General features: G+C 71.7%; 24 protein-coding genes and 1 tRNA gene. 9 read left to right on the top strand and 16 right to left on the bottom strand.

The window, feature by feature from the left end; all coding sequences use genetic code 11:
- Positions 1 to 5: 5 nt before the first annotated feature.
- From AC068Z_RS28435 to AC068Z_RS28425, 3 genes are all read right to left on the bottom strand, one after another.
- On the bottom strand, positions 6 to 218 hold the full coding sequence (locus AC068Z_RS28435) for an FmdB family zinc ribbon protein (protein ID WP_478561519.1): 213 nt from the start codon (positions 216 to 218) through the stop codon (positions 6 to 8).
- A gap of 9 nt (positions 219 to 227) precedes the next feature.
- Positions 228 to 1,604 (bottom strand): hypothetical protein, encoded by a 1,377-nt coding sequence (locus tag AC068Z_RS28430; RefSeq protein WP_478561516.1) that lies wholly within the window; start codon positions 1,602 to 1,604, stop codon positions 228 to 230.
- Between the two features lie 77 nt (positions 1,605 to 1,681).
- The gene (locus tag AC068Z_RS28425) at positions 1,682 to 2,452 is read right to left on the bottom strand and encodes a DUF4097 family beta strand repeat-containing protein (protein ID WP_478562078.1); all 771 of its coding nucleotides are present in this window, start codon (positions 2,450 to 2,452) and stop codon (positions 1,682 to 1,684) included.
- A 161-nt stretch (positions 2,453 to 2,613) separates the two neighbouring features.
- Here AC068Z_RS28425 and AC068Z_RS28420 point away from each other — a divergent pair.
- Positions 2,614 to 2,685, top strand: a tRNA-Val gene (locus AC068Z_RS28420).
- A 46-nt stretch (positions 2,686 to 2,731) separates the two neighbouring features.
- On the opposite strand, the gene AC068Z_RS28415 is transcribed toward AC068Z_RS28420, so the two are convergent.
- The gene (locus AC068Z_RS28415; RefSeq protein WP_478561513.1) at positions 2,732 to 2,962 is read right to left on the bottom strand and encodes a DUF2277 domain-containing protein; all 231 of its coding nucleotides are present in this window, start codon (positions 2,960 to 2,962) and stop codon (positions 2,732 to 2,734) included.
- A 120-nt stretch (positions 2,963 to 3,082) separates the two neighbouring features.
- On the opposite strand from AC068Z_RS28415, the gene AC068Z_RS28410 reads away from it, so the two are divergent.
- Complete coding sequence (locus AC068Z_RS28410; protein WP_478561510.1) at positions 3,083 to 3,979, top strand: ketopantoate reductase family protein; 897 nt, start codon at positions 3,083 to 3,085, stop codon at positions 3,977 to 3,979.
- Here AC068Z_RS28410 and AC068Z_RS28405 read toward each other — a convergent pair whose 3' ends face one another.
- Both AC068Z_RS28405 and AC068Z_RS28400 read right to left on the bottom strand, forming a co-directional pair.
- Positions 3,980 to 4,339, bottom strand: coding sequence for an iron chaperone (locus tag AC068Z_RS28405; protein WP_478561507.1), 360 nt, complete (start codon positions 4,337 to 4,339; stop codon positions 3,980 to 3,982).
- 1 nt (position 4,340) lies between these two features.
- Complete coding sequence (locus AC068Z_RS28400; RefSeq protein ID WP_478561504.1) at positions 4,341 to 4,847, bottom strand: GNAT family N-acetyltransferase; 507 nt, start codon at positions 4,845 to 4,847, stop codon at positions 4,341 to 4,343.
- Positions 4,848 to 4,982: 135 nt separating this feature from the next.
- Here AC068Z_RS28400 and AC068Z_RS28395 point away from each other — a divergent pair, with 135 nt between their 5' ends.
- On the top strand, positions 4,983 to 5,327 hold the full coding sequence (locus AC068Z_RS28395) for a hypothetical protein (RefSeq protein WP_478561501.1): 345 nt from the start codon (positions 4,983 to 4,985) through the stop codon (positions 5,325 to 5,327).
- 143 nt (positions 5,328 to 5,470) lie between these two features.
- Here the strand turns inward: AC068Z_RS28395 and helR are convergent, their stop codons facing one another.
- The 6 genes from helR to AC068Z_RS28365 form a co-directional block, all read right to left on the bottom strand.
- Complete coding sequence (gene helR, locus AC068Z_RS28390) at positions 5,471 to 7,627, bottom strand: RNA polymerase recycling motor ATPase HelR (protein WP_478561498.1); 2,157 nt, start codon at positions 7,625 to 7,627, stop codon at positions 5,471 to 5,473.
- A gap of 177 nt (positions 7,628 to 7,804) precedes the next feature.
- Positions 7,805 to 8,404, bottom strand: coding sequence for a DedA family protein (locus AC068Z_RS28385; protein WP_478561495.1), 600 nt, complete (start codon positions 8,402 to 8,404; stop codon positions 7,805 to 7,807).
- Between the two features lie 137 nt (positions 8,405 to 8,541).
- Positions 8,542 to 8,979, bottom strand: coding sequence for a DoxX family protein (locus AC068Z_RS28380; RefSeq protein WP_478561492.1), 438 nt, complete (start codon positions 8,977 to 8,979; stop codon positions 8,542 to 8,544).
- A 52-nt stretch (positions 8,980 to 9,031) separates the two neighbouring features.
- Entirely contained in the window at positions 9,032 to 10,930 is a 1,899-nt protein-coding gene (locus AC068Z_RS28375; RefSeq protein WP_478561489.1) for an FAD/NAD(P)-binding protein, read from the bottom strand.
- A gap of 226 nt (positions 10,931 to 11,156) precedes the next feature.
- Positions 11,157 to 12,794, bottom strand: coding sequence for an alkaline phosphatase D family protein (locus tag AC068Z_RS28370; RefSeq protein ID WP_478561486.1), 1,638 nt, complete (start codon positions 12,792 to 12,794; stop codon positions 11,157 to 11,159).
- Positions 12,795 to 12,868: 74 nt separating this feature from the next.
- On the bottom strand, positions 12,869 to 13,513 hold the full coding sequence (locus AC068Z_RS28365; RefSeq protein ID WP_478561483.1) for an HNH endonuclease family protein: 645 nt from the start codon (positions 13,511 to 13,513) through the stop codon (positions 12,869 to 12,871).
- Positions 13,514 to 13,876: 363 nt separating this feature from the next.
- On the opposite strand from AC068Z_RS28365, the gene AC068Z_RS28360 reads away from it, so the two are divergent.
- Together AC068Z_RS28360 and AC068Z_RS28355 are read left to right on the top strand one after the other, a co-directional pair.
- On the top strand, positions 13,877 to 14,458 hold the full coding sequence (locus AC068Z_RS28360; RefSeq protein ID WP_478561480.1) for a TMEM165/GDT1 family protein: 582 nt from the start codon (positions 13,877 to 13,879) through the stop codon (positions 14,456 to 14,458).
- Between the two features lie 193 nt (positions 14,459 to 14,651).
- Positions 14,652 to 15,323, top strand: a complete 672-nt coding sequence (locus tag AC068Z_RS28355) for an HAD family hydrolase (protein WP_478561477.1) — start codon at positions 14,652 to 14,654, stop codon at positions 15,321 to 15,323.
- A 124-nt stretch (positions 15,324 to 15,447) separates the two neighbouring features.
- Here the strand turns inward: AC068Z_RS28355 and AC068Z_RS28350 are convergent, their stop codons facing one another.
- A complete protein-coding gene (locus tag AC068Z_RS28350; RefSeq protein WP_478561474.1) occupies positions 15,448 to 16,425 on the bottom strand; it encodes a peptidoglycan-binding domain-containing protein in 978 nt (325 codons plus the stop codon).
- 156 nt (positions 16,426 to 16,581) lie between these two features.
- On the opposite strand from AC068Z_RS28350, the gene AC068Z_RS28345 reads away from it, so the two are divergent.
- The 3 genes from AC068Z_RS28345 to AC068Z_RS28335 all read left to right on the top strand — a co-directional run bounded on the left by AC068Z_RS28345 (position 16,582) and on the right by AC068Z_RS28335 (position 19,900).
- The gene (locus AC068Z_RS28345; protein ID WP_478561471.1) at positions 16,582 to 18,618 is read left to right on the top strand and encodes an MDR family MFS transporter; all 2,037 of its coding nucleotides are present in this window, start codon (positions 16,582 to 16,584) and stop codon (positions 18,616 to 18,618) included.
- A 105-nt stretch (positions 18,619 to 18,723) separates the two neighbouring features.
- On the top strand, positions 18,724 to 19,383 hold the full coding sequence (locus tag AC068Z_RS28340; RefSeq protein ID WP_478561468.1) for a hypothetical protein: 660 nt from the start codon (positions 18,724 to 18,726) through the stop codon (positions 19,381 to 19,383).
- Position 19,384: 1 nt separating this feature from the next.
- Complete coding sequence (locus AC068Z_RS28335; protein ID WP_478561465.1) at positions 19,385 to 19,900, top strand: hypothetical protein; 516 nt, start codon at positions 19,385 to 19,387, stop codon at positions 19,898 to 19,900.
- Here the strand turns inward: AC068Z_RS28335 and AC068Z_RS28330 are convergent.
- Positions 19,889 to 20,299: a DnaJ family domain-containing protein gene (locus AC068Z_RS28330; protein WP_478561462.1), complete on the bottom strand. Its 411-nt coding sequence runs from the start codon at positions 20,297 to 20,299 to the stop codon at positions 19,889 to 19,891. The two genes, AC068Z_RS28335 and AC068Z_RS28330, sit on opposite strands and share 12 nt — an antisense overlap.
- 111 nt (positions 20,300 to 20,410) lie before the next feature.
- Between AC068Z_RS28330 and AC068Z_RS28325 the strand changes: the two genes are divergently transcribed.
- On the top strand, positions 20,411 to 20,803 hold the full coding sequence (locus AC068Z_RS28325; RefSeq protein ID WP_478561459.1) for an FHA domain-containing protein: 393 nt from the start codon (positions 20,411 to 20,413) through the stop codon (positions 20,801 to 20,803).
- 12 nt (positions 20,804 to 20,815) lie between these two features.
- On the opposite strand, the gene AC068Z_RS28320 is transcribed toward AC068Z_RS28325, so the two are convergent.
- Entirely contained in the window at positions 20,816 to 21,484 is a 669-nt protein-coding gene (locus AC068Z_RS28320; RefSeq protein ID WP_478561456.1) for an O-methyltransferase, read from the bottom strand.
- Between the two features lie 47 nt (positions 21,485 to 21,531).
- Entirely contained in the window at positions 21,532 to 22,659 is a 1,128-nt protein-coding gene (locus AC068Z_RS28315; protein WP_478561453.1) for a DUF2330 domain-containing protein, read from the bottom strand.
- Between the last annotated feature and the right edge of the window lie 44 nt (positions 22,660 to 22,703).

The raw sequence follows: 22,703 nt of genomic DNA, 5'->3' as shown, positions 1-22,703 counted from the left end.
CCTGGTCAGCCGCAGCAGCCTCCGCCGCAGCAGCCCCCGCCCCCGCCTCCCTGGGGTGCGGGGGCGCTCGCCGTACCCCCCACAGCCACCGTCGACAACAGCTTCACCGTGTCCTCATGCCCCGCGGGGCAGTTCGCGGGGTCCGAGGACTGAGCCATGGGACGACTGACTTCGAACGTGTCACCGCAGGTCCGGCAGCGATAGTCATAGCGAGGCATGCCGACAGGTTAACCGCCGGAGCCACCCCGCTCATCGCGGATCTGTGACACCACCCGGGCCACCGTCTGCCGGACGCCCTCCAGCTCCATCAGGAAGTGCCAGTAATCGGGATGCCGCCCCTCCAGCGTCCCGATCGCCCGCTCCAGCCGCGCCACGGAGTCGTCCAACGGCCGCGCATGGCGAGGATCCGGAGTGTTCCGCCCCGCCATCGCCAGCCGCTGCGCGTCCCGGATGGCGAAGCGCGTGCGATCGATCTCGGCCTGGGGATCCTTCTGCACGGCGTTCAGCCGCCGCAGCCGGTCACCCGCGGCCGACACCGACTCGTCCGTGGAGTTCAGCAGCGCACGGACCGTCGACAACAGCGCCGTCGCGTCCGGCCACCGCTGCTCGTCCCGGGCCGCCCGCGCCTCCGTCAGCTTCAGCTCGGCCTGCCGGACGTTCTCCGCCGCGTGGTCCGGCACCCCCTGGAGGTCCTGCCAGCAGGCCACCGTGAACCGCCGGCGCAGCTCGCTCAACACCGGCTCGACCTGCTCGGAACGGGTCGTGAGCGCCTGGGCCCGGGTCCGCAGCGACACCAGCCGGTGATCGATCTCGGCGGCCCGCTCCGGCAGCCGCTCGGCCTCCACACGCACCGCCTCGGCCCCTCGCGCGACCCGCTCCGCCCGCTCCAGCGTCTGCGGCACGCCATGCTGCCCGGCGCCCTGGTTCAGCTTGGTCAGCTCCGGGGCGAGGGCGGCGAGACGGGCGGCGAGATCATCGGCCTTGAGCCCTGATCCCCGTACGGCGTCCAGGGCGTTGGAGGCGGCCAGCAGCCCCTGCCGGGCGCGCTCGACCGCGGGCGCGAGGCGGGCCAGCTGGGTCTCCGCCTTGCCCAGCAGCGGGCCGAGACTGTCGCCGAAACGGTCCAGCTCCCGCTTCACATTGGCCAGCTCGTCCTTGGCCTTGGTCAGCTCCGTACGCGCGCGTGCCGCAGCCGAGGCCTCCAGGTCGTCGCGGTCGAGATCGTGGGCGTCGACGGCCTGGATGTACTGGTGACTGACCTCGTCGATGCGCCGGCTGATGGCCTCGAAGCCGCTGACGGCCCGCCGGGCGTCGGGGGAGTCGTCGACGGCCGTGATGGTCTCTATCGAGATCCGCAGATCGCGCTGGGCGGTGTCGAGTTCGTAGAACGCTGCCGCTGCGTCGTCCTTCGCGGCCTGCGCCTCCGCCCGCTGACTGTCGGCACGGCCGCCGAACCAGCGCCGGGTGCCGCCGCCGGCGAACGCGGCGGGCAGGACGAGCGCGGCGAGCAGCGGCAGGCCGACGAGGGTGAGGGTGTCTTGCAGTGCCTGACGGGGTGCGCGCGGCACCAACGGCGAGTCCGACTGCGAAGGTGTCGCCGTCACATCCCTCTCCCGTGCTGTGGTCCGCCCTGCCCGGCGCTGTCATTCTCCCACCGGTTAAGGACGAACACACGGGCCTGTTAGTTCGCGGTTCGGACGGTGACTTTCCCGTCGCCGGTCCGCGCGTTCACGATGTGCGTGCTGCGCTCGTCCCGAGGCACGTCCACGTCCACCCCGCCGTCCCCGGTCTCGGTGGTCACCCGGTACGTGGCCTCGGGCACCTCGATGGTGACGGACCCGTCGCTGCTGCGGGACTCCACGAGGTCGGGCACGACACCGAGTTCGAGCGTGACGGACCCGTCCCCGCTCTCGGTCCGCACCTCCCGCGACTCGACCTCGGCCCGCACGGATCCGTCCCCCGTACGCAGGACCAGCGGCCCGCTGGAGTCGGTGACATGCACAGATCCATCCCCGGTGCGAATGCTCAGCGCGTCCCGGAACCCCCGGGCCCGCACACTCCCGTCCCCGTCCTTCACCTCGACGGCGACCCCGCGCGGCACCTCGATCCGATGCCTGGCGGAACAGTCGGCGATCACCCCGGAGCACTTCATCCGCAGGGTGAGCCGATCCCCCTCCATCTCCCAGGTCACCTTGGGATCACCCCCCACCACGACAGACCCCTGGAACCACCGCGTGACCTGCACCTCCCCCTCCGGCTGCCCCTCGGAGGCCACGATCTCCAGCGCGGAATCATCGGAATCCACCACGAGAGTCCGCCCCGAAATCCCAAAACCCCGCGTCTCAGGCTCCTCATCCTCAGAAGCAGAGGCCCCACAACCAACGGCCCCCACAAGAACCACCGCAACAGCGCCACTGACCCCGAGCGCCCGAACAGCACGAGAACGGACCATGACAATCTCCCCCAACCAGGCCGACCAGCTCCCACGAGCCTCTTCGACCGTATGGATCCGTGCCTCCATGCGGGATCCGGGCCACTCCCGGATTCCGGGTGGGGTTAACCCCCGGGTTTGCAGGGCAGTGCCACGGGCAAGGTAGGCTGTCGACTCGTCTCGGGTGCGTAGCTCAGGGGTAGAGCGCCTGCCTTACAAGCAGGATGTCGGCGGTTCGAAACCGTCCGCGCCCACAGATTGAGGGGGAGGTCCCGGCCGTTGTGGCCGGGGCCTTCTGCGTTATGCGGACCCGCGGGTCGGGTGGCCTCTGATCTCCAAGTTGGTCAGGAGTTCTGTCGTGGCCTCCGCGATGGCCGTCACCGCCTGGTCGAAGACCTCGCGGTTGTGGGCCGCCGGGGCTCGGAAGCCGGAGACCTTGCGTACGAACTGGAGGGCTGCGGCCCTGATCTCTTCCTCCGTGGCCTCTTCGGGCAACGCCGGGGGGCGGAGGGTCTTGATGCTGCGGCACATGTGTCCAGTCTGACTCCCGGCACTGACAATCCGCCCCCGCGCGTTCCCGGGGTCTGTCATGATCGCCGGAGGCGGCCACCGGACAGGTCTCGGGGCCGACCGTTGAAGGGATACGGACCCATGACTCACCTCACCTTCGCGATACTCGGGCCCGGTGGCATCGGCGGGCTGCTCGGGGCCCTGCTCTCGCGCTCCGGGCATCGCGTCATCTGCCTCGCCGGGGACGAGACCGTCGCCGCCTTGCGGATCTCCGGGATTCAGGTGCGCAGCTCGCTGTACGGCGACTTCCACGCCTCCGTCGAGGCCGACACCGAGTTGCGGGAGCCGGTGGATGCCTGCCTGGTCTCGGTCAAGCACACCTCCCTCGACGCCGCCCTGGAGCGGATCCCCGCCAAGGCGCTGGGCGACGCCCTCCTCGTACCGTTTCTCAATGGTGTCGAGCATCCGGACGCTCTGCGGGCTCATCATCGGGCGGATCGCGTTGCGCCTGCCGTCATTCGCGTTGAGTCGACTCGTGTGGCTCCCGGTGTCATCGAGCATGGCAGTCCCTTTGCCGAGGTCGATCTGACCGGGGACGCGGTTTCCCGGGAGCGGCTCGACGCTCTCGCGGAGGCGATCGGCGCGGCTGGTCCTCCTACTCGTGTGCTCGAGGGGGAGACCGGGGTGCTCTGGGCCAAGATGTCGTTCCTCGCGCCCTTCGCGCTGCTCACGACCCGGTACGGGCTGCCCCTGGGGGAGGTGCGGGAGCGGTATCGGGACGAGCTGGCGGCGCTCGTCGAGGAGGCCGCCGCCGTCAGCCGTGCCTGTGGGGGGCCGGCCGATCCGGGGCAGGCCCTCGCCCGGTACGACGCTTTTCCGCCCGCCACCAAGTCGTCCATGCAGCGGGACGCCGAGGCGGGGCGGGCCATCGAGCTCGATGCCATCGGTGGGGCTCTGCTGCGCGCCGCCGGCAAGCATGGGGTTCCGGTGCCCGTCGCCGCCCGGCTCGTGGGTGAGCTGACGGCGGCCGGGTACTAGTCAGTCCCCCACCTGGCCCTTCGCCGTGGCTCGCAGCAGGTCTCGTACGAGGTCGTAGTCGACCTTCTCCGGCTTGCGGAAGCGGAGACAGCCCTTGCCCATGTCCTGGCTCGCCAGGCGGTCCTCGAAGGCCTCGCGGACGTCGCCGCGCATCAGGTAGAAGGCGATGTACTGCTTCTGCGAGGCGAAGGCGATCTCGGGCGCGTCCTCGCGGGTGTACACGGGCATGCCGTACGCCATCACCTCGTCGTGGCCGGGGAGTTCGGCGCGGCACAGGTCCCGCAGGCGGGTCAGGGCGGGTCTGCGGTCCTCCGGCAGTTCGGCGAGGTAGGCGTCGACGTCCGTCGCTTCGCTGCGCATGTCAGATCCCGAAGGGCTTGGCGTAGCGGATCGTGCCGCTGGGGAGCGGGTCCGCCTGGAGGGCGAGGGCCATCAGGGCCTCGTCGGGGACCTCGAAGGTGACGCCGATGCCGTGGGCCGAGGCGCGGTCGAAGCCGAAGCGGGGGTAGTAGTCGGGGTGGCCGAGGACCGTGACGAAGCGTTCGTCGCGGTCCTTCGCCGCCACGAGCGCCGCCCGGATCGCGGCCGAGCCGGCGCCGGTTCGCTGGTGGTCGGCGCGTACGGCGACGGGGGCGAGGCACAGGGCCGGTACGTCGTCGATGTGGCAGCGGGTCAGGAGGGCGTAGCCGACCGGTTCGCCGGCAGTGTCGGTGGTGACGTAGGAGAGGCCGTCGATCCAGGCCTCGTCGGTCCGCAGGGCGTCCACGAGGTCGGCCTCCATCGGGGTCTCGAACGCGGAGAGGACGATTTCACGGACGGCGTCGATGTCGGCAGCGGTCTCGGGGCGGACGGTCCAGTCAGGGGTCATGGGTCCATTGTGGGTGTGCACTCCGGGGACTCGTCGCGGTCGGTCGTGCGTTCGAGACGCTCGTTCGAATGAACCCCGGCCGAGTCCCGGGAAGCGACTCGCCACTCAAAATCGAACAGGCGTACCATTGCCGCCGTGGCTACGACCTATGACTTTCCGAGTGACCTCCTCGCCGGTCAGGAGGAGCTGCATCAGGTCCGGGCCGAGCTGTCGGCCCTGCTCAAGCGGCTCCCCTGGTCGGTGGAGCCGCTGGACGGATTCAGTGACGACCACGGCTGGCGCAAGATCGAACGCCCCGCCTCTCCCGGCTGGACCGCCGACGAGCAGGCAGCCGTGGAGAAGCTCCGGCAGCGCGAGCACGAGCTGGCGGTGTTCGTCAGCACCCATCGCTTCTGGGCCGAGGTCGCCGAGGCGGACCGGGTGGACGCGCGGATGAAGGCCAAGCACGCCCACGAGACCTCGGCGGGTGAGAATCACTAGCCGCTGCGTCGCCCCCGTCATCAGCGGGTGAGGACCGGCAGCCGCTGCGTCGCCCCCGTCATCAGCCGGTGAGGACCGGCAGCCGCTGCGTCGTCCCCGTCATCAGCGGGTGAGGACCGGCAGCCGCTGCGTCGCCCCCGTCGTCAGCCGGTGAGAATCACCAGCCGCTGCGTCGCCCTGGTCATCGCCACATAGCGGTCCACCGCCCCCTCGATGCCCTCCCCGAACCGGTCCGGGTCGACCAGGACCACCAGGTCGAACTCCAGGCCCTTCGACAGCTCCGGCGTGAGGGAGCGGACCCGCGCGGAGGCCCGGAAGGCGGGGTCGCCGATCACGCAGGCGACTCCCTCGTCGTTCGCCGCGAGCCAGCTCTCGATGATCCCGTCCCGCTCCTCGATCCGGCCGTACGTCACCGGGATCCCCGAACTCCGCACCGAAGTCGGCACGTTGGCGTCCGGCAGGGCCGCCCGGATGACCGGCGCGGCCTCCGTCATGACCTCTTCCGGCGTGCGGTAGTTGACGCTCAGGGAGGCCACCTCGACCCGGTCGAGGCCGATCCGTTCGAGCCGTTCCTGCCAGGACTCCGTGAAGCCGTGCCGGGCCTGGGCTCGGTCGCCGACGATCGTGAAGCTCCGGGAGGGGCAGCGCAGCAGCAGCATCTGCCACTCCGCGTCGGTCAGTTCCTGCGCCTCGTCCACGACGACGTGCGCGAACGGCCCGGCCAGCAAGTCGGGGTCCACGGTGTCCAGTTCGGACTCGTCGACCAGGTTGCGCTGGAAGTCGGCCCGGCGCAGCTGGGTCATCAGGCCCTCGCCGTCGTGATCGGCCGCGATCAGGTTCTCCACGACCTGCGCCATACGGTCGCGCTGGGCCTCCAGCGCGGCCCGCTGCCGGCGCTTGCGGCGCGCCGCCGCCGGGTCCCCGAGCCGTTGGCGTGCCGCGTCCAGCAGGGGCAGGTCGGACACCGTCCAGGCCTGGGGCGCCCCCTTGCGCTGGAGGGTGCCGACCTCGTCGGGGGTGAGCCAGGGGGCGCACAGGCGCAGATAGGCGGGGACCGACCACAGGTCACCGACCAGGTCGGCGGCCTCGATCAGCGGCCAGGCGCGGTCCAGTGCCTCGGTCAGTTCCCGGTCCCGCAGCAGCAGGCGGCGGAACGGCTCGGCGGGGACCTCGTCGCCGAGCTGGTCCAGCAGGATGGTGACCAGTTCCTCCCGGATCAGCTCGCGGGCCTCGTTGTGCGGGGTGCTCGGGCCGGGGGCCTGGCAGGCCTCGGCCCAGTCGCGGGCGGTGACCCGGACGTCGGCCCAGGGGGTGCTGACGGTGACCGGCTCGGTGGGCGGGTCCTCGTAGAAGCGGACGGCCTTCTCGATCGCCCGGACCATGTCGGCGGACGACTTCAGCCGGGCCAGCTCGGGATCGCTTTCCTCCGGCGCCTCGGCTCCCTCGGCGACGAGATCGCGCACCGTGCAGGTCTGCACGCCCTCCTCGCCGAGGCTGGGCAGGACGTCGGAGACGTAGGAGAGGTACGGCTGGTGCGGGCCGACGAAGAGCAGTCCGCCGCGCCGGTGGCCGAGGCGGGGGTCGGAGTAGAGCAGGTAGGCGGAGCGGTGCAGGGCGACGACGGTCTTGCCGGTGCCGGGGCCGCCGTCGACCACGAGGGCGCCGCGCGATCCGGCGCGGACGATGGCGTCCTGGTCGGACTGGATGGTGGCCAGCACATCGCGCATCCGGTCCGAGCGGCCCGCGCCCAGGCTGGCGATGAAGGCCGACTGGTCGTCGAGGGCGGCGTGCCCCTCGCGGGCGTCGGCGGTGAAGACCTCGTCCCAGTAGTCGCCGATCCGGCCGTTCTTCCAGCGGTAGCGGCGGCGGCTGGCCAGGCCCATCGGGTTGGCGTGGGTGGCGGCGAAGAAGGGTTCGGCCGCGGGGGAGCGCCAGTCGAGCAGCAGCCGGTGGCCGGTGGGGTCGGTGAGGCCGAACCGGCCGATGTAGACGGGTTCCTCGTCGTCCGCGCCGACGATGTGGCCGAGGACCAGGTCGAGTCCGAAGCGGCGCAGGGCGCGCAGCCGGGCGGTCAGCCGGTGCACCTCCGCGTCGCGGTCCATCGCCGCGCGGCCGGCGCCGCCGGGTGCCCGGAGGGCGGCGGCGAGCTGCTCGGAGAGTTCGGTGATCGTGTGCTCCAGGCTCTCCGCGATGGCCGCGAAGTGCCGCTCGTCGGCGGCGATCAGTGAGGGATCGGCCTTGGCGGCGAGTCGCTCGGGGAGGTCGAACACGCTCTGGGGAACCGACAGAGAAGCAGTCACTTCGTGAATCACTCTTTTCGCAGCATTCGGCGTTGAGGGAGCGATTCTGCGCCACGGAGGGGGCCTTGCCGCAAGGCCCCCTGTGCGCTATAAGTTGAAAGTGGCAAGGGATGGCTTACCTCCCTTGCCTTTCGTGTTTCCGGTCTCAGGCGGACCGCCGCCGCTCGTGTTCCGGTCTCAGGCGGGCCGCCGCCGCACGACGTACGTCGCCACCGCGCCCGCCGCCACCAGCGCCCCGAGGGACACTCCCGTCGTCAGCCAGGTCGCGCCCATCCACTGGGCGCCGAAGTAGCCGAGCGCGACGCTGTACGTGGCCCAGGACAGGCCGGCCAGCGCGGACCAGGGCAGGAAGTCGCGGGCGCGGCGGTGTGCGGCACCGGCGCAGAAGGAGACCACCGAGCGGCCGGCCGGAGCGAAGCGGGCGAGCACGACCAGGGCGCCGCCGCCGCGGGAGAGGGCCGCGCCGAGACGTTCCTGCGCGGTCGTCAGGCGCCGGGAGCGGGCGATGGCGCGGTCCAGGCGGGCGCCGCCGTGCCAGGCCAGGCGGTAGGCCACCAGATCGCCCAGGACGGACGCGGTCGTCGCGCAGAGCGTGAGCGCCAGGATGTCGGGCACCTGTGCGGCCGTACCCGCTGCCGCCGCGGTGGCGGCCATGATCACCAGTACGCCGCTCGGCAGTACCGGTACGAACACATCCAGCAGGATCGACAGGGCCACGACCCCGTAGATCCATGGGCTGGCGGTCAGTGATCCAACACTTTCGAAACTCTCCAGCACCCCGACTCCCCGTTTCCCCCGTGGCTGCCCAGCCTACGCGGCGGGGAGTGACGGGTGGTTCACAGGGGGCTCGTGTGTTCAATACGTGATGTCCACTCGCCCGGCGGTCCCCGTGGACGGGTGCCGCCGGGCTTGGGTCAGGCGGCGACCGGGGTGCGCTCGGGGCTCCGCGCGGCCTGCGCCGAGGCGCGCCTGGTGAACAGCCGGTCCAGGCCGAAGGCGCCGGAGCCGAAGAAGACCAGCAGGAACATCGCCCAGCAGTACAGCGCGGCGCCCTCGCCGCTGTTCTGGATGGGCCACAGTGCCTCGGGCTGGTGGACCTTGAAGTAGGCGTACGCCATCGAGCCGGAGGAGATGAGGGCGGCGGCGCGGGTGGCGAGGCCGAGCAGGACCAGGCCGCCGCCGACCAGCTCGATGACGGCGGCGTACCAGTAGGGCCAGGCGCCGGTCTCGACGCTCCGGCCGCCGAGGACGCCGAACAGCGAGGAGGCGCCGTGGCAGGTGAAGAGCAGTCCGACGACTATGCGGAACAGGCCGAGGGCGTAGGGCTGGGCGCTGTTGAGGCGTCCGGTCATGTGGGGGGCTCCTTGGGCCGTGGGGGACGGGTGTGCCGGCGAGCCCTCTAGGTTAGGGAGACCTAACAACGCTTGCAAGTTCAACATTCGGCCGAGGATCCGCCTCGGCCCACCCGTCCGTCTCTGCCCTGGTGGTACGCAGGGCGGCCCGCGCCACCGCGTCCGCGTCCGAAAGTGTGACCGAGTCCACTCCGGGCCGGGCTCCGGCCGCGGTCACCCAGTGGACCCCCTCGGTCGGCACGCCGAACGCGAACCTCCTTGCGTGGGACTGACCTTGACGGTTGATCAGGCGGTACGGCCGCTCGGTGACGTCCAGGCCGCCGGTCTCGTAGCCGTCGACCGTGTGCGGGCGGCACTGTCCGGTCTTCAGCAGCGTCGCGAGGAGTTCGTCGGCGGTGCGGCGCAGATCGGGTTCCGGGAGGCGGGCCTCGACGAGCGTGGTGACGCGGACCGCCGAACCCGGTACGGCGGGGGAGCGCGCGACCCAGGCCCCGTCCTCCTCGGGCACCTCGACGCGGGGCCCCAGCACCTCCACCACGCCCGCCTCGATCAGCGCCGCCAGCTCCTCGACACGGCGCCGGGGCGGGCCGATGGAGAGGAAGGCATTGAGCGGGGTGTACCAGCGGTCCAGGTGGTCCCGCCGCGAGGCGCCGGTCAGTCCGGCGTGGTCCACGATCAGCCGCAGTTCGTTGCGCAGGTCGCGCAGCACGTCCAGGGCCGCCTTCAGCGGGCCCGCCACATTCCCCAGGGCGGCCTCCTCGGCGTCCGCGCGCAGATGCTCCAGCAGCCAGCCGCGCCAGTCCCCGGGGCCGGTGAACTCCCGCCCCGCGTACGGCCGGGAGACCCGGTCCCAGGACCAGCGCTCGGCCTCCGGTATCCCGAACCCGTCGAGTACGGCGGCCTCTTGAGCGGTCCCGTGAGCGCAGGCCAGGAAGCGGTCGGCGAAGTCGGGTGCGCCCACCAGGGCCCCGTAGTAGACCGCCTCCACCTCCTTCGCCACCAGCGGCCATATCTCCGCGAGGAAGTCCGGTGCCTCCCCGGAGTCGGCGCGCTTGCGGAACCGGGCGATCACCTCCGGGGTGAGGACGAGCGGGACATGACGGCCGTACGGGCCCTTGGCGTTGTCGCCGCGTGCCTGGTACGGCAGGCCACGCCGCGAACCGGCGTACAGGCGGGGCTCGTTGCCGGACGGGATGTACCGCAGGCCCGTCGCCGCCGGGAGGAACCTGCCGCCCCTGCCGGTGGTCAACAGGGCCGTGTGGTCGAAGAAGTTGAGGCCGAGACCGCGCAACAGCACGGGCTCGCCAGGGAGTACGGCCGACAGGTCGACGTCGGCCGGATTGGCGGGCGGGACATGGCGCAGGCCGTGGCGGTCGGCGTAGGCGGTGAGCCGGCTCTCGGTGGTGTCGGGGGCCGTGGGGAGGTGGCCCTGGGCGAGGACGACGGCGGACAGGCCGGTCAGGGTGCGGCCGCCTTCGAGGGTGAGGGTCTGGCGGCCGTCGCGGGCGTCGTCGAGGCGGATCGCGCGGGCCGGGTGGGTCTCGACGCGGACCGAGGGCGGTGCCTCGCGGACCGTGCGGGCGAACACCCACTCCAGGTACCGGCCGTAGTGGGCGCGGGTCGGGTACTCGTCCGGGCCGAGCGTGCCGGCCGCCCACTCGTACAGGCTCGGCCCCGGCCGGACCGGGCCCGAGCAGTCGACGCTCTCGTCGGTGAACAGGGTCACCTGGCAGGCCACGGTGTTCATCAGCAGCTCGGGCGACTGGGCGGTCCGCCAGACGCGTCCGGGACCGGGTGGCGCTGGATCGACCACATGGACCGTCAGCCGGGTACCGGGGGCGAGGAGCTCGGGGGCGGAGGCGCAGAGGCGTTCCAGGACGCTGGTGCCGCGCGGACCGGCGCCGACCACGGCGACGGAGACGGGCACGGGGTCCGCGGAAGGTGCAGACAAGGGGGTGACTCCCGGGCGGTGGGGCGCATGGGCGGGCGGACCGCCCACGACCACGCCGAAGTTCCGGCCGGTACTGCGCCGGAACCCCGCTGGAAGCGGACGGTCCGCCTCATCATGCCGTCGGGAGGGGGTGCTTCCGGGGCCGGGGTACAGGGACTGTGGGATGCGTCACTGGCATCACCGGCATCACCTACCACGGCCGTGACAACCACCCGAAACGCGCGTATTACGGGCTGAGTTCGGACTCGGCGATCGTCCGCAGCCGCGCCCCGCCGCCCTTCACGGGCCGCGCCTGGTCCAGCCGCAGCGTGGCCGAACGCCCGCGCAGGATCAGCGTCATCAGCTGGTTGCCGAACCAGGGCCCGCCCGTGCGCCGCCAGTCGACCCGGGGGCGCGGCACCCCGCCGTGCCCCGCGATCCGCCGCCCCAGCGCCCGCGCCACGGCACTCCAGCCGAACCGGAACCCGAGCCGGATGTAACGCGGGATGGAGTTGTGGACGGGCGAACAGGTCAGCTGCAGGACCCGGGCCGCGGGCGCCCCCTCCGGCCAGGTCGGCTCGGCCACGTACGCGTGATGGACGTCCCCCGACAGCACGCACACCGTCGCCGGCGCGTCCGGCCCGCTGCCCGCCTCGCGGAGGGCCTCCGTCAGCGCGTCGAAGGAGGCCGGGAAGGCCGCCCAGTGCTCCAGGTCGGCCGCCCGGCGCAGCCGCTCCCCGAACCGGGCCCAGCGCTCGCCGCGTTCGCCCCGGCACAGCGCCGCGTCCCAGGCCTCGGCGTCATGGACCAGGTGCGGCAGCAGCCAGGGCAGCGAGGTGCCGACGAGGAGATGGTCGTACTCCCCGCGTCCGTCCCTTATCTGCGCGAGCAGCCACTCGGCCTCCTCCGGGTCGAGCATCGCGCGGCTGTCCTCGGCGAGCACGCGGGCCGCCCGGGTGTCGACCATCAGCAGCCGTACGCGCCCGAAGTCGCGCCGGTAACTCCAGCGCACCGAGGCCGGATCGGCGTCGGCCCGGCACGCGAAGTCGCGCAACTCGTCGGTGCCGTCCGGGCTGTGGCACACGGCGGCGTAGAGCGGATCGGCGGCCAGCTCGGCCGGGGTGAGGTTGCCCAGGTGCTGGTGGACCCAGTACGACATCAGGCCGCTCAGCAGCCGTTCCCGCCACCACGGGGTGGCCCGCATGTCGGCGAGCCAGGCGGCGGAGGTGTTCCAGTCGTCGATGACGTCGTGGTCGTCGAAGATCATGCAGCTGGGGACGGTGGACAGCAGCCAGCGCACCTCGGGATCGAGCCAGGACTCGTAGTAGAGGTGCGTGTATTCCTCGTAGTCGGCCACCTCGGCGCCCGGCGGCTCGCTCAGGTCGCGGCGGGCGGCGAGCCAGCGGCGGGTGTCCTCGGAGACCTCGTCGGCGTAGACCTGATCGCCCAGCAGCACCAGGACGTCCGGCCGTTCGCCCTCCGGATCACCGGCGATACGGGCCGCCAGGGTGTCCAGCGCGTCCGGCCCCACCGGATCCTCCCCGCCGTCCGGCGGCGCGGCCCAGCGGCAGGAGCCGAAGGCCACGCGGACGGTGTCGTCCGGGGCCGGGGTGCGGATGACCGAGGGCGGGAAGGGGGAGTCGGGCAGCGGCCACACGCGGGCGCCGTCGAGGAGGACCTCGTACGGCTGCGTGCTCCCGGGTGTGAGCCCGCTCACCTCGACGAGCGCGTAGTGGTGCCCGGAGACCTGGAAGGTGCGGGACTCGCCCCGCGCGCCGCCCTCGCCGCGCACCTCGGCGGTGCACGGACGGCTCGTCTCGACCCAGACGGTCGCGGACGAGCCGTCGGCGTATCTCAGCAGCGGTCCCAGCCGCAGTTCGGCCACCTGATCGCCTCCTCCGTCGCCCCGTACGGTACGGAACGACGGAGGGCGCTGGGTAGGTTCCGGGATCTTCGGACTCAGCAGGCGTTCAGGTAGCTGGTGAGCGCGCTCTTCTCGGCGGTGTCCACGGACAGGCCGTAGTAGTACTTCACCTGGACCCAGGCGCGGACGTAGGTGCAGCGGTAGGCGGTGCGGGACGGCATCCAGGTGGCCGGGTCCTGGTCGCCCTTGGCCTGGTTGACGTTGTCCGTGACCGCGATGAGCTGCGGGCGGGTCAGGTCGTTGGCGAAGGACTGGCGGCGGGAGGTGGTCCAGCTGTCGGCGCCGGAGTCCCAGGCCTCGGCCAGCGGCACGAGGTGGTCGATGTCGAGGTCGGAGGCGGCGGTCCAGGTGGCGCCGTCGTACTGGGAGTACCAGCTGCCGCTGGTGGCGGCGCAGGCGGAGTCCTGGACGACGTTGGTGCCGTCGCGCTTGAGGACGACCTCGCGGGTGTTGCAGGTGCCGGACTGGGTGATCCAGTGCGGGAACAGGTCACGGTTGTAGCCGGTGCGGTCCTCGGCCGCCACGGTGAGCGAGGCGAGGTAGGTGCGGGCGGTGGCGGCGCTGACCGGCGTGGGGAGCGCGGCGGAGGCGCTCGGGGCGTTGAAGAGGGCGGCGGAGGCTATGAGACCGCTCACGGCCGCGAGTATGCTGATCCGTCGACGCGCGTAGAACTTCGGCATGCGAACTCCCTTGGGGTGTGGGGGCGTTGGGCGTTGCGAGCGATGGAATGCTCGCCACGCCGCGTTGCGGGGAGGTGTGCGTTGCGTGAGAAGTTAGTGACGCGTCCATGACATGACAAGGTTCACGGTCGAACGAATCACGTAGGATGTTCGAAGCAGAAGGGGAGTAGCTCTTCGCCGGACCGTCGACATACTGCTCAGCTCGTCTGAGCCGGCGCCCGGAGGCGGACCTCGTTCATGGGGTCCTGCCAGCGAGACCTTCGGCAACGCAGTGCATTGACCGTGTGCTGCCGTGCCGAGGTGTCTTCTTTCTCGAAGAGGTACTGCACTCTCGGTGGGGCGGCCCCGACCGATTGAGGAACCTTGATCAGCTTCAGTGTGATGGCGCTCGTGTTCGGCGTCGTCTTTCTCGCGGAACTGCCGGACAAGACGGCGCTGGCGGGGCTAGTACTGGGGACCCGCTACCGGGCGTCGTACGTCTTCGCGGGCGTCGCGGTCGCGTTCGCGCTGCATGTCGCGCTGGCGGTGGCGGCCGGAAGCGTCCTGACGCTGTTGCCGCAGCAGCTCGTGCACGCGCTGACCGGTGTGCTGTTCCTGGGTGGCGCGGCGATGCTGCTGCTGAAGAAGGGCGAGGGCGACGAGGAGATCCGCAAGCCGGAGAACCAGTCGTTCTGGAAGGTGTCCGGGGCCGGGTTCATGCTGATCCTGGTCGCCGAGTTCGGTGATCTGACGCAGATCATGACGGCGAACCTGGCCGCGCGCTACGACGATCCGCTGTCGGTCGGCCTCGGTGCGGTGCTGGCGCTGTGGGCGGTGGCCGGTCTCGGGATCGTGGGTGGCAAGGCGCTGATGAAGCGGGTGCCGTTGAAGCTGATCACGCAGGTGGCGGCGCTGTTGATGCTGGGGCTCGGGGTGTGGAGCCTGTGGGAGGCGATCGCCGGGTGACCTGCCGGGTTGCTCGCCGGCCGACTCGTCGGGTGATCTTCGGCCGGCTGAACTGTGGGTGAACGATTCCCGGGGGCGGTGGCGGGATCATGGAACGGTTTTGTACCGTGGAGGAACAAAGTGGCTCCCGCCCGTTTTCCCTGACCGGCGGGCGGGACCACCTTGGTTTCCCGCCCCGCGTTTGGAGCTGCCGATGCCGGCCACCGCCACCACCGTGCTCACCGCCCGTGCCCTCCTGCTCGACATGGACGGCACCCTCGTCAACTCGGACGCCGTCGTCGAACGGATCTGGCGACGGTGGGCCGACCGGCACGGGCTGGACGGCGACGAGGTCATGAAGGTCGTCCATGGGCGGCAGGGGTACGCCTCGATGGCGTTGCTGCTGCCGGGGCGGCCGATGGCGCAGAACCATGCGGAGAACGCGCGGATGCTGGCCGAGGAGACGGCGGACATGGACGGCGTGGTGCCGATCGCGGGCGCCGCGGCCTTTCTGTCCGCCCTGCGGGCCGGCGGGATCGCGCACGCGCTGGTGACGTCCGCGGATGTGGCACTGTCGAGTGCGCGGATGGCTGCGGCGGGGTTGGCGTTGCCGGATGTCCGGGTCACGGCGGAGTGCGTGGGGGCGAGCAAGCCGGACCCCGAGGGCTTTTTGAAGGGGGCCGCGGAGTTGGGTGTCGACCCTGCCGAGTGTGTCGTCTTCGAGGACTCGGGGGCGGGGATCCAGGCGGGGCGGGCTGCGGGGATGCGGGTGGTGGGGGTTGGGCCCCGGGCCGGGTTCCACGGGCCTGATGTGGTGGTGCGGGATCTTGAGCAGGTGCGGGTGGAGTCGGTGGGCGGCGGGGGCGTACGGCTGCACATCGGCTGACGGCGAGTTCTTCTCGCCCCCGCCGCCCCTACCCATTCCCGTCCCCCGGGGGCTGCGCCCCCAGACCCCCGCATCGGCCCTGAACGGGCCTCGTCCTCAAACGCCGGACGGGCTGATTACGCGGCTACGGCTCCGTCGTCTCCGACTCCAGGCTCGCCCTCGTCTCCGCCGTGTAGACGCCCAGCGCCTCCGTGCCCACCCCCCGGCTCCACTGGTAGGTCTTCAGGGCCTGTTCCAGTTGGTGGTTGAAGTTGCCGTTGATGTCGTCGTTGTAGAGCCAGAGCTGGTGCAGGCGGAGTTGGAGTTCCGTCACCTCCGGGCCCTTGTCGCCTCGGCGGAGGACGGGGCCGCCTTCGGGGGCGGGGGCGGTTTCCGGGGTGGGGGTGTCCGACGCCTGCGCCGGGCTCGGGGTCTGCGTCGGGGTCGGGGTCGGCGTGGGGGACGCTGACGTCGTCGATGCCGACGGGGACGGGGATGCCGACTCCGTCGGGGTCGCCGACGGGGACGACGACTGCGTTGCCGACGGGGACTCCTCAGGGCTCCCCGACGGCCGCTCGCTCTCCGTCGCGTCCGGCACGCTCGCCCGTACCGCCTCCGGCCTCGCCGTGTCGCGGGCCGGGGATTCGTACGAGAACAGGCCGCTGGCCATGCCCGCTGCCGCCACCACCGCTACCACCGCCGCCGCCGAGCCCAGCAACACGACCCGCCTCCGACGTCCTCGGGGGCGCTCCTCCCGCGGCGGCTCACCGGCGGCGGCCTCCGGCGGCTCGAACAGACGGATGTCCGTCGCGCTCGGCTCCCTCGGGGAGGGAGGTGGCGGCGGCAGCCGCACGTGCAGCGGCATCGTCGCGTCCGGCTCCGCCCCCGCCCTGCTCTCGGGTGCCGAACCCGCCGTACCCTCCGGTTCCGCTCCCGCCGTGCTCTCCAGCTCCACATACGGCCGTATCCGGAGCGGATCGAAGTCCTCCGCCGCGGCGGCCTGGGCCTCGCGCGCGTCGCGCAGGGCCTCGGAGGCGCGTTCCGTGCAGGCGCAGGACGGGGTGCGGTCGGATCCCCTCGGTGCCCCGCACTCCGGGCATCCGTGGTCCTTCGGCTGTGTCACGCGTACGTTCCTCCCCTTCGCGACTCCCCTCGCGAACTCCAGAGATTATGCAGATTTCCTTCACACCGTCGCGAACAGGCCCCTCAAGAAGCCATAACCGGCCACAGCCTCCACGATGGAAGGTGCATCGAGCCACGGGAGGCCTCAGGAGGTCGTATGGCCGGGGATACCCACGCGCGGCACGGAACCGCGGTCCAGGAGAACGTGCCCGGCAATGTCCTCGTCCCGATCGGCGCCCTGCTGCTCGGGATGCTGCTTGCCGCGCTCGACCAGACGATCGTGTCCACCGCGCTGCCGACCATCGTCAGTGACCTCGGCGGCCTGGACCATCTCTCCTGGGTCGTCACCGCCTACCTGCTCGCGTCCACCGCCGCCACCCCCCTCTGGGGCAAGCTCGGTGACCAGTACGGCCGCAAGCAGCTGTTCCAGATCGCGATCGTGATCTTTCTGATTGGTTCCGCGCTGTGCGGCATGGCGCAGGACATGCCGCAGCTCATCGCCTTCCGGGCCCTGCAAGGACTCGGCGGCGGCGGGCTCATGGTGTTGTCCATGGCCATCGTGGGGGACCTGGTCCCGCCGCGTGAACGCGGTCGCTACCAGGGGCTGTTCGGGGCGGTGTTCGGCACCACCAGCGTGCTCGGGCCGCTCCTCGGCGGTCTGTTCACGCAGCATCTGAGCTGGCGTTGGGTCTTCTACGTCAATCTGCCCATCGGAGTCGTCGCGCTCGCCGTCATCGCCGCCGCGCTGCACATCCCGCGCCGGAGCGAGCGCCATGTCATCGACTATCTCGGCACCTTCCTCATCGCCTCCGTCGCGACCTGCCTGGTGCTCGTCGCCTCGCTCGGGGGCACCACCTGGGACTGGGGTTCGCCGCAGATCGTGCTGCTCGCCGTTCTCGGGGTCGCCCTCGCCTTCGCCTTCGTGGCGGTGGAGCGGCGGGCCGCGGAACCCGTGCTGCCGCTGAAGCTGTTCCGGGTGCGGACCTTCACCCTCGCCGCCGTCATCAGCTTCATCGTGGGGTTCGCGATGTTCGGCGCGATGACCTATCTGCCGACGTTCCTCCAGGTCGTGCAGGGCGTGACGCCCACGATGTCCGGTGTGCACATGCTGCCGATGGTGGTCGGGCTGCTGCTGGCCTCCACGGTCTCGGGGCAGATCGTCAGCCGGACCGGCCGCTGGAAGGTCTTCCCGATCGCGGGCACGGGCGTGACGACGCTGGGCCTGCTGCTCCTGCACCAACTGCACGCGGACAGCTCCACGGCCGTGATGAGCACCTTCTTCTTCGTCTTCGGTCTCGGTCTCGGGCTGGTCATGCAGGTGCTGGTGCTGATCGTGCAGAACGCCGTGCCCTACGAGGACCTGGGCGTCGCCACGTCCGGCGCGACCTTCTTCCGGTCCATCGGGGCGTCGTTCGGCGTCGCCATCTTCGGCGCGGTCTTCGCGAGCCGCCTGGGCGACAAGCTGACCGAGGCCTTCCGGGGTGCCGAACTCCCCGCCGGAGTCTCGGCGGACGCGCTGGAGGCGGACCCGCGGGGCATCGGCGAACTGCCACCGGCCCTGCGACCGGCGGCGGTGGACGCGTACGCCACGTCCATCACGGACGTCTTCCTCTACGCCGCTCCGGTCGCCCTGCTCGGTTTCGTGCTGGCCTGGTTCCTCAAGGAGGACAAGCTGCGCGGGTCGGTGACGGCGCCGGACATCACGGAGACACTGGCGAGCAATCCGGTGGAGCGGTCGTCGTACGACGAAGTGTGCAGGGCCCTGTCCGTGCTGGGGACGAGGGAGGGCCGGCGCGAGGTCTACGTGAAGATCACCGCGCGGGCGGGCTACGACCTGCTGCCGGGCGCCAGCTGGCTGCTGCTGCGGATCAAGAAGTACGGCTGGGTGGAGCCGGGCCGGCTGGCCGAGCGCAGCACGGTTCCCCTGCCGGTGATCCTCGCGGCGGCCCGCCAGGTGGAGGAACGCCGGCTGGCCACCCGCGAGGGCCTGGACCTGGTCCTGACCGACCAGGGCCGCGAGGTGGCGGACCGCCTGGCCCAGGCCCGCGAGGACTCCCTGGCGGAACTCCTCGGCGACTGGTGGGGTCCGGACCGTCCGACCGACCTCGCCCAGCTGGTCAAGGAGCTCAACGACGAACTGTGCGGCTCGAATCGGGAACAGCCCCACGACGGCTCGTCGGAGCGGGCCGGCTGAGCGGCAGGGCACGGCCTGTCAGTTTGAGGACGCCTGCCGGGGCAACCCGCATCCCGTACCGGCTCGTAGGGAGGGCCGGTTGGGTCGAGTAACCCCGGAGCATTCATGTCCACAGGCTTGATCATCGCCTTGATAGTGATTGTGGCGGTCGTTCTCGTCGTCGCGGCCGTCGTCAGCATGCGCGCCCGAGGGCCCCAGAAGGGGCGGAGCCTCAAGCGGCGCTTCGGGCCCGAGTACGACCGGGCCGTCGCACGGCACGACGGTGACACCAAGGCGGCCGAGCGGGAGCTCGCCGAACGGGTGGAGCGGCACGGCTCGATAGAGGAACGCCCGCTGGAGCCCGCGCGCCGACAGGAGTACGAGGCCCGCTGGGCGGCCGCCCAGGAGCACTTCGTCGAGTCGCCCAAGGAAGCCGTCGGCGAGGCCGACCGCCTCCTCGCCGAGCTGGCCGGCGCCCGCGGTTTCCCGGACGCCGGACGTTACGAGGAGCAGCTCGCCGCGCTCTCCGTCCACCACGCCGGACACGTCGACGGCTACCGCCGCGTCCACCGCACGGCCACCGCGCAGAACGGATCCGCCGGCACCGAGGAGATGCGCGAGGCCATGGTCGAGGCCCGGCTGCTCTTCCAGGAACTCGTCGGTCCGGCCGAGCACAGCCGTCACCGCACGACGACTCCCGCGGAGTCCACCAAGTCCACCAAGCCCACCAACGGCAACGGACACGCGCCGTGGGCGTTCACCAGGCGTCACGCGAAGGGGAGTTGACATGACGGACCCGGCAACCAATCCCCGAGTCGGCAAGGCGCTCGGCGGGGAGCCCGCGGCAGTCGGCGGCCCCACCGCCGACCCCACCCGCGACCACACGGCCGACCCCACCCGCGAGCACACCCCTGACCCCACGGTCGCCCCGCAGCGTGCGGCGGCCCCGGCGCCGGGCACCCTCCAGGCAGGCACCCCCGCTGGCTCGGTGAGCGGCGGCAGCCGCCCCACCGGGGAGTCCGCCCCGCTCCTCCCGCGCGACGAGGCCGACAAGCTCGAACTGCGGCTCCAGCACGCCCTCTCGGGCTTCGTCGACAAGCCCCGCGCCGCCGTGGAGGAGGCCGAGCAGGTCGTGGAGGAAGTCACCGGACGGGTCACCGAGGCGCTCAACCAGCGGCGGCGGACCCTGCGCGGCACCTGGCAGGGTGGCGACGCCAAGGGCGCCTCCAACGCCGACACCGAGCAGCTGCGGCTCGCCCTGCGCGACTACCGCGCCCTCGCGGACCGGCTGCTACACCTCTGACGCACGCTCGCCCCGCCAACGCCGTACGACGTCCTCGACGTCGTACGGCTTCATTCCGAGCGGCGGTCCCGGTGGCGGCTTGAACATCATGTCGCGGATCTTCACGTTCACATCAGTGATGATCTTCCGGACCAGCCGCTCGGTCGGCGCGCGCAGCGCCGCCTCCAGCGCGTCCTCCGCCTCCTTGCGCAAGGCCAGCGTCGGCGGCAGGACCGACAGGCCCTCGCGGGCCATCTTCTGCTTGACCCACCACAGTTCGTCGTACGTGGTGTCCGTCCCGGGCGGCAACGGCCTCCCCGCGCCTGGCAGATGGGAGAAGTCCCCGCGCCGCTCCGCGTCTCGGATCTGCTTGTCCACCCAGGACTCGAACGGGACGCCCGGTGGCTTTCGCTCGGTCATGAGTCCATTGTGCCGGACACGCCGGACACGGTCAGGCCGGGCGATTTATCATGCGGCGGCTGAGTAAGAACTCTTCAGCCGCTGTGCAGGAACACTTCAAGGGGAGCGCACGTGCTCGAACTCACCATGGCCGCCGTCACCTCGGCGGAGGAGGGTGCCACGGCCGGCATGCACATGGCCGACGCGCCCAGCGAGCCCGGCGCCGTGCTCCGCGTGGGCCGGGACAAGTCCGTGTGCCGACTCGTCACGCCCGACGACTGGCTGTTCGTCTCCCGCGTCCACCTGGAGTTCCTGTGCGGCCCCGACGGCACCTGGCAGGTGACCTGGCTGCGAGGGTCGCAGCCGGATCCTTCCTCCGAGGTGCGGCTCACCGTCGGCCAGCAGGTGCACCCCCTCGTCTACGGCGGTACCGTCCCGCTGCCGAGGGGCGGCAGCGGCGAGATCGTCGTCCACGACCGCACCGCGCCGCGCAGCGTCAACGTCGGCTTCTATCACGAGGTCTGAGCCCCGAAGTCCTCACAGCACCCGCGCCAGCGCGAATCCGTCGTAGCCCTTGCTCCCCACCGTCTGGATCGCCGTGCCGCTCAGCCGCGGGTGGCTGCCGATCAGTTCGAGCGCTCCCCGCGTCCCGAGCACGTCTCCCGCGGTGCTGGACGCGTCGGCGACCCGCCCGCCCCGCACCACGTTGTCCACGACGATCAGGCTCCCCGCGCTGGTCAGCTTGAGCGCCCACTCCACGTAGTGGACGTTGTTCGCCTTGTCCGCGTCGATGAAGACCAGGTCGAAGGGGGCCGGGTTCTCGTCGGCGAGGTGGGGGAGGGACTCCAGGGCGGGGCCGACGCGGACGTCGACGACCTTGTCCAGGCCGGCCCGGGCGATGTTCCGGGTGGCGACCTCGGCGTGCTTCGGGCTGTACTCCAGGGAGATCAGACGCCCGTCGGCGGGCAGGGCGCGGGCCAGCCAGATCGTGCTGTAGCCGCCCAGCGTGCCGATCTCCAGGATGTTCCGCGCGCCCTGGATCTGGGCGAGGAGGTGGAGGAGTTTGCCCTGCGGGGCGGTCACCGCGGCCTGCGGGAGGTCCGCCGCCTCGCTGTCGCGCACGGCCGCCTGGAGCGCGTCGTCGTCCGGCGAGAGGTGGGTGGTGAAGTAGTCGTCCACGGCGTCCCAGAGCTGCGACTCGCTCATGATCCTGTGCCTTTCATATGGCTAGTTAGAGCGGCTAAGTAGCGTTGCTAAGGAATATAGTCGCCCGTCGGCCGCCGCGACCGGCGGACGAGGAACATCGACACGGCCGTGACGCCCACCGCCAGGGTGCCCCCGATCGTCAGCAGCCACGCGGGGAGCCCGGCCCACTCGCGCAGCCGGTCCTCGTAGATCACCTGCTGGAAGGTCTCGTCCGTCGGTGCCCGGCGCAGCTCGTGGTCGCCGGTGATCGACCGCGGGCGCGGGAACTCCTGGCCGATGGCCGTCAGGTACGGCGTCCCGCCCGCCGCCAGCTCCGTCAGCGGGCCGGTGGTCGCGTTCACCCGTCCGGCGTAAGTGACCCGGGGACGTTCGCCGCCGATCCGGGAGGCCGGTTCCATCCGGTGCGCGGCGAGGACGTACAGGCCGAGCGACTGCGGGGTCCCGGCCAGGCCGGACAGACGCATCGGGTACACCGGGCGGGTCGCGGCGAAGGTGATGTGCAGCGGGTCCAGCGCGCCCGCCAGGCGGTCCCCCGCGCTCTCGGGGGTCAGCCGGACGGCCACGTACTCCCAGCGGCGGTCCACGTACGGGCGCAGCGCCCCGGCCATGCCGGGCGGGAGGGTGAAGCCGTTGGTGTCCAGCCAGCCGTCCAGTGCCTCGGGGTCGGTGGCGGTCAGGCGGGCCACGTCGAACGGGCCGAGCCGCTGGCGGCCCACCACGCCGACGGAGTGCCGGTGCCGGGCACCCGGGGGCGGGCCGTGCCGGTGGCGGCGGTCGCCGGTGGTCAGGGGCCAGTCGTCGTCGTGCGGCCAGAAGTGCTGCCGTACCCGTCTCACCGGGGCGGTGACGGTGTGCAGCGCGTCGAACAGGGCCGGATCGCCGAGCCGTACCGTCGCCCGGTCGGGCACCGGCATGATCCAGGCGGCCCGCTCCGCGTCCCCGGCGAGGATCATCCGCAGCACGATCTGCTCCCGCCGCCCGTCCCACCGGACGAGCGCCTCCTCCCGCTCGACGGCCACCCGCTGCCCGGGACCGGGAAGCACGGCCGCGAAGGCCGGCGAACCGACCTGCGTGACCAGCAGCGCGAAGGCGACGGCGCCCACCCGCACCCGCGGGAACCCCACGGGGCCCGCCGGAGACCGCGGGCAGCGCACCCGTTCCCGCAGGAACCCCACCTCAGAAGCCTTTCCGCCGTTCGCCGCCAGGTGTCAGACGGTAC

It is taken from the genome of Streptomyces sp. NPDC043726 (genome assembly GCF_056436565.1).
Note: the sequence above shows the minus strand (reverse complement) of the source record. Positions and strands in the feature narration are given on the sequence as shown.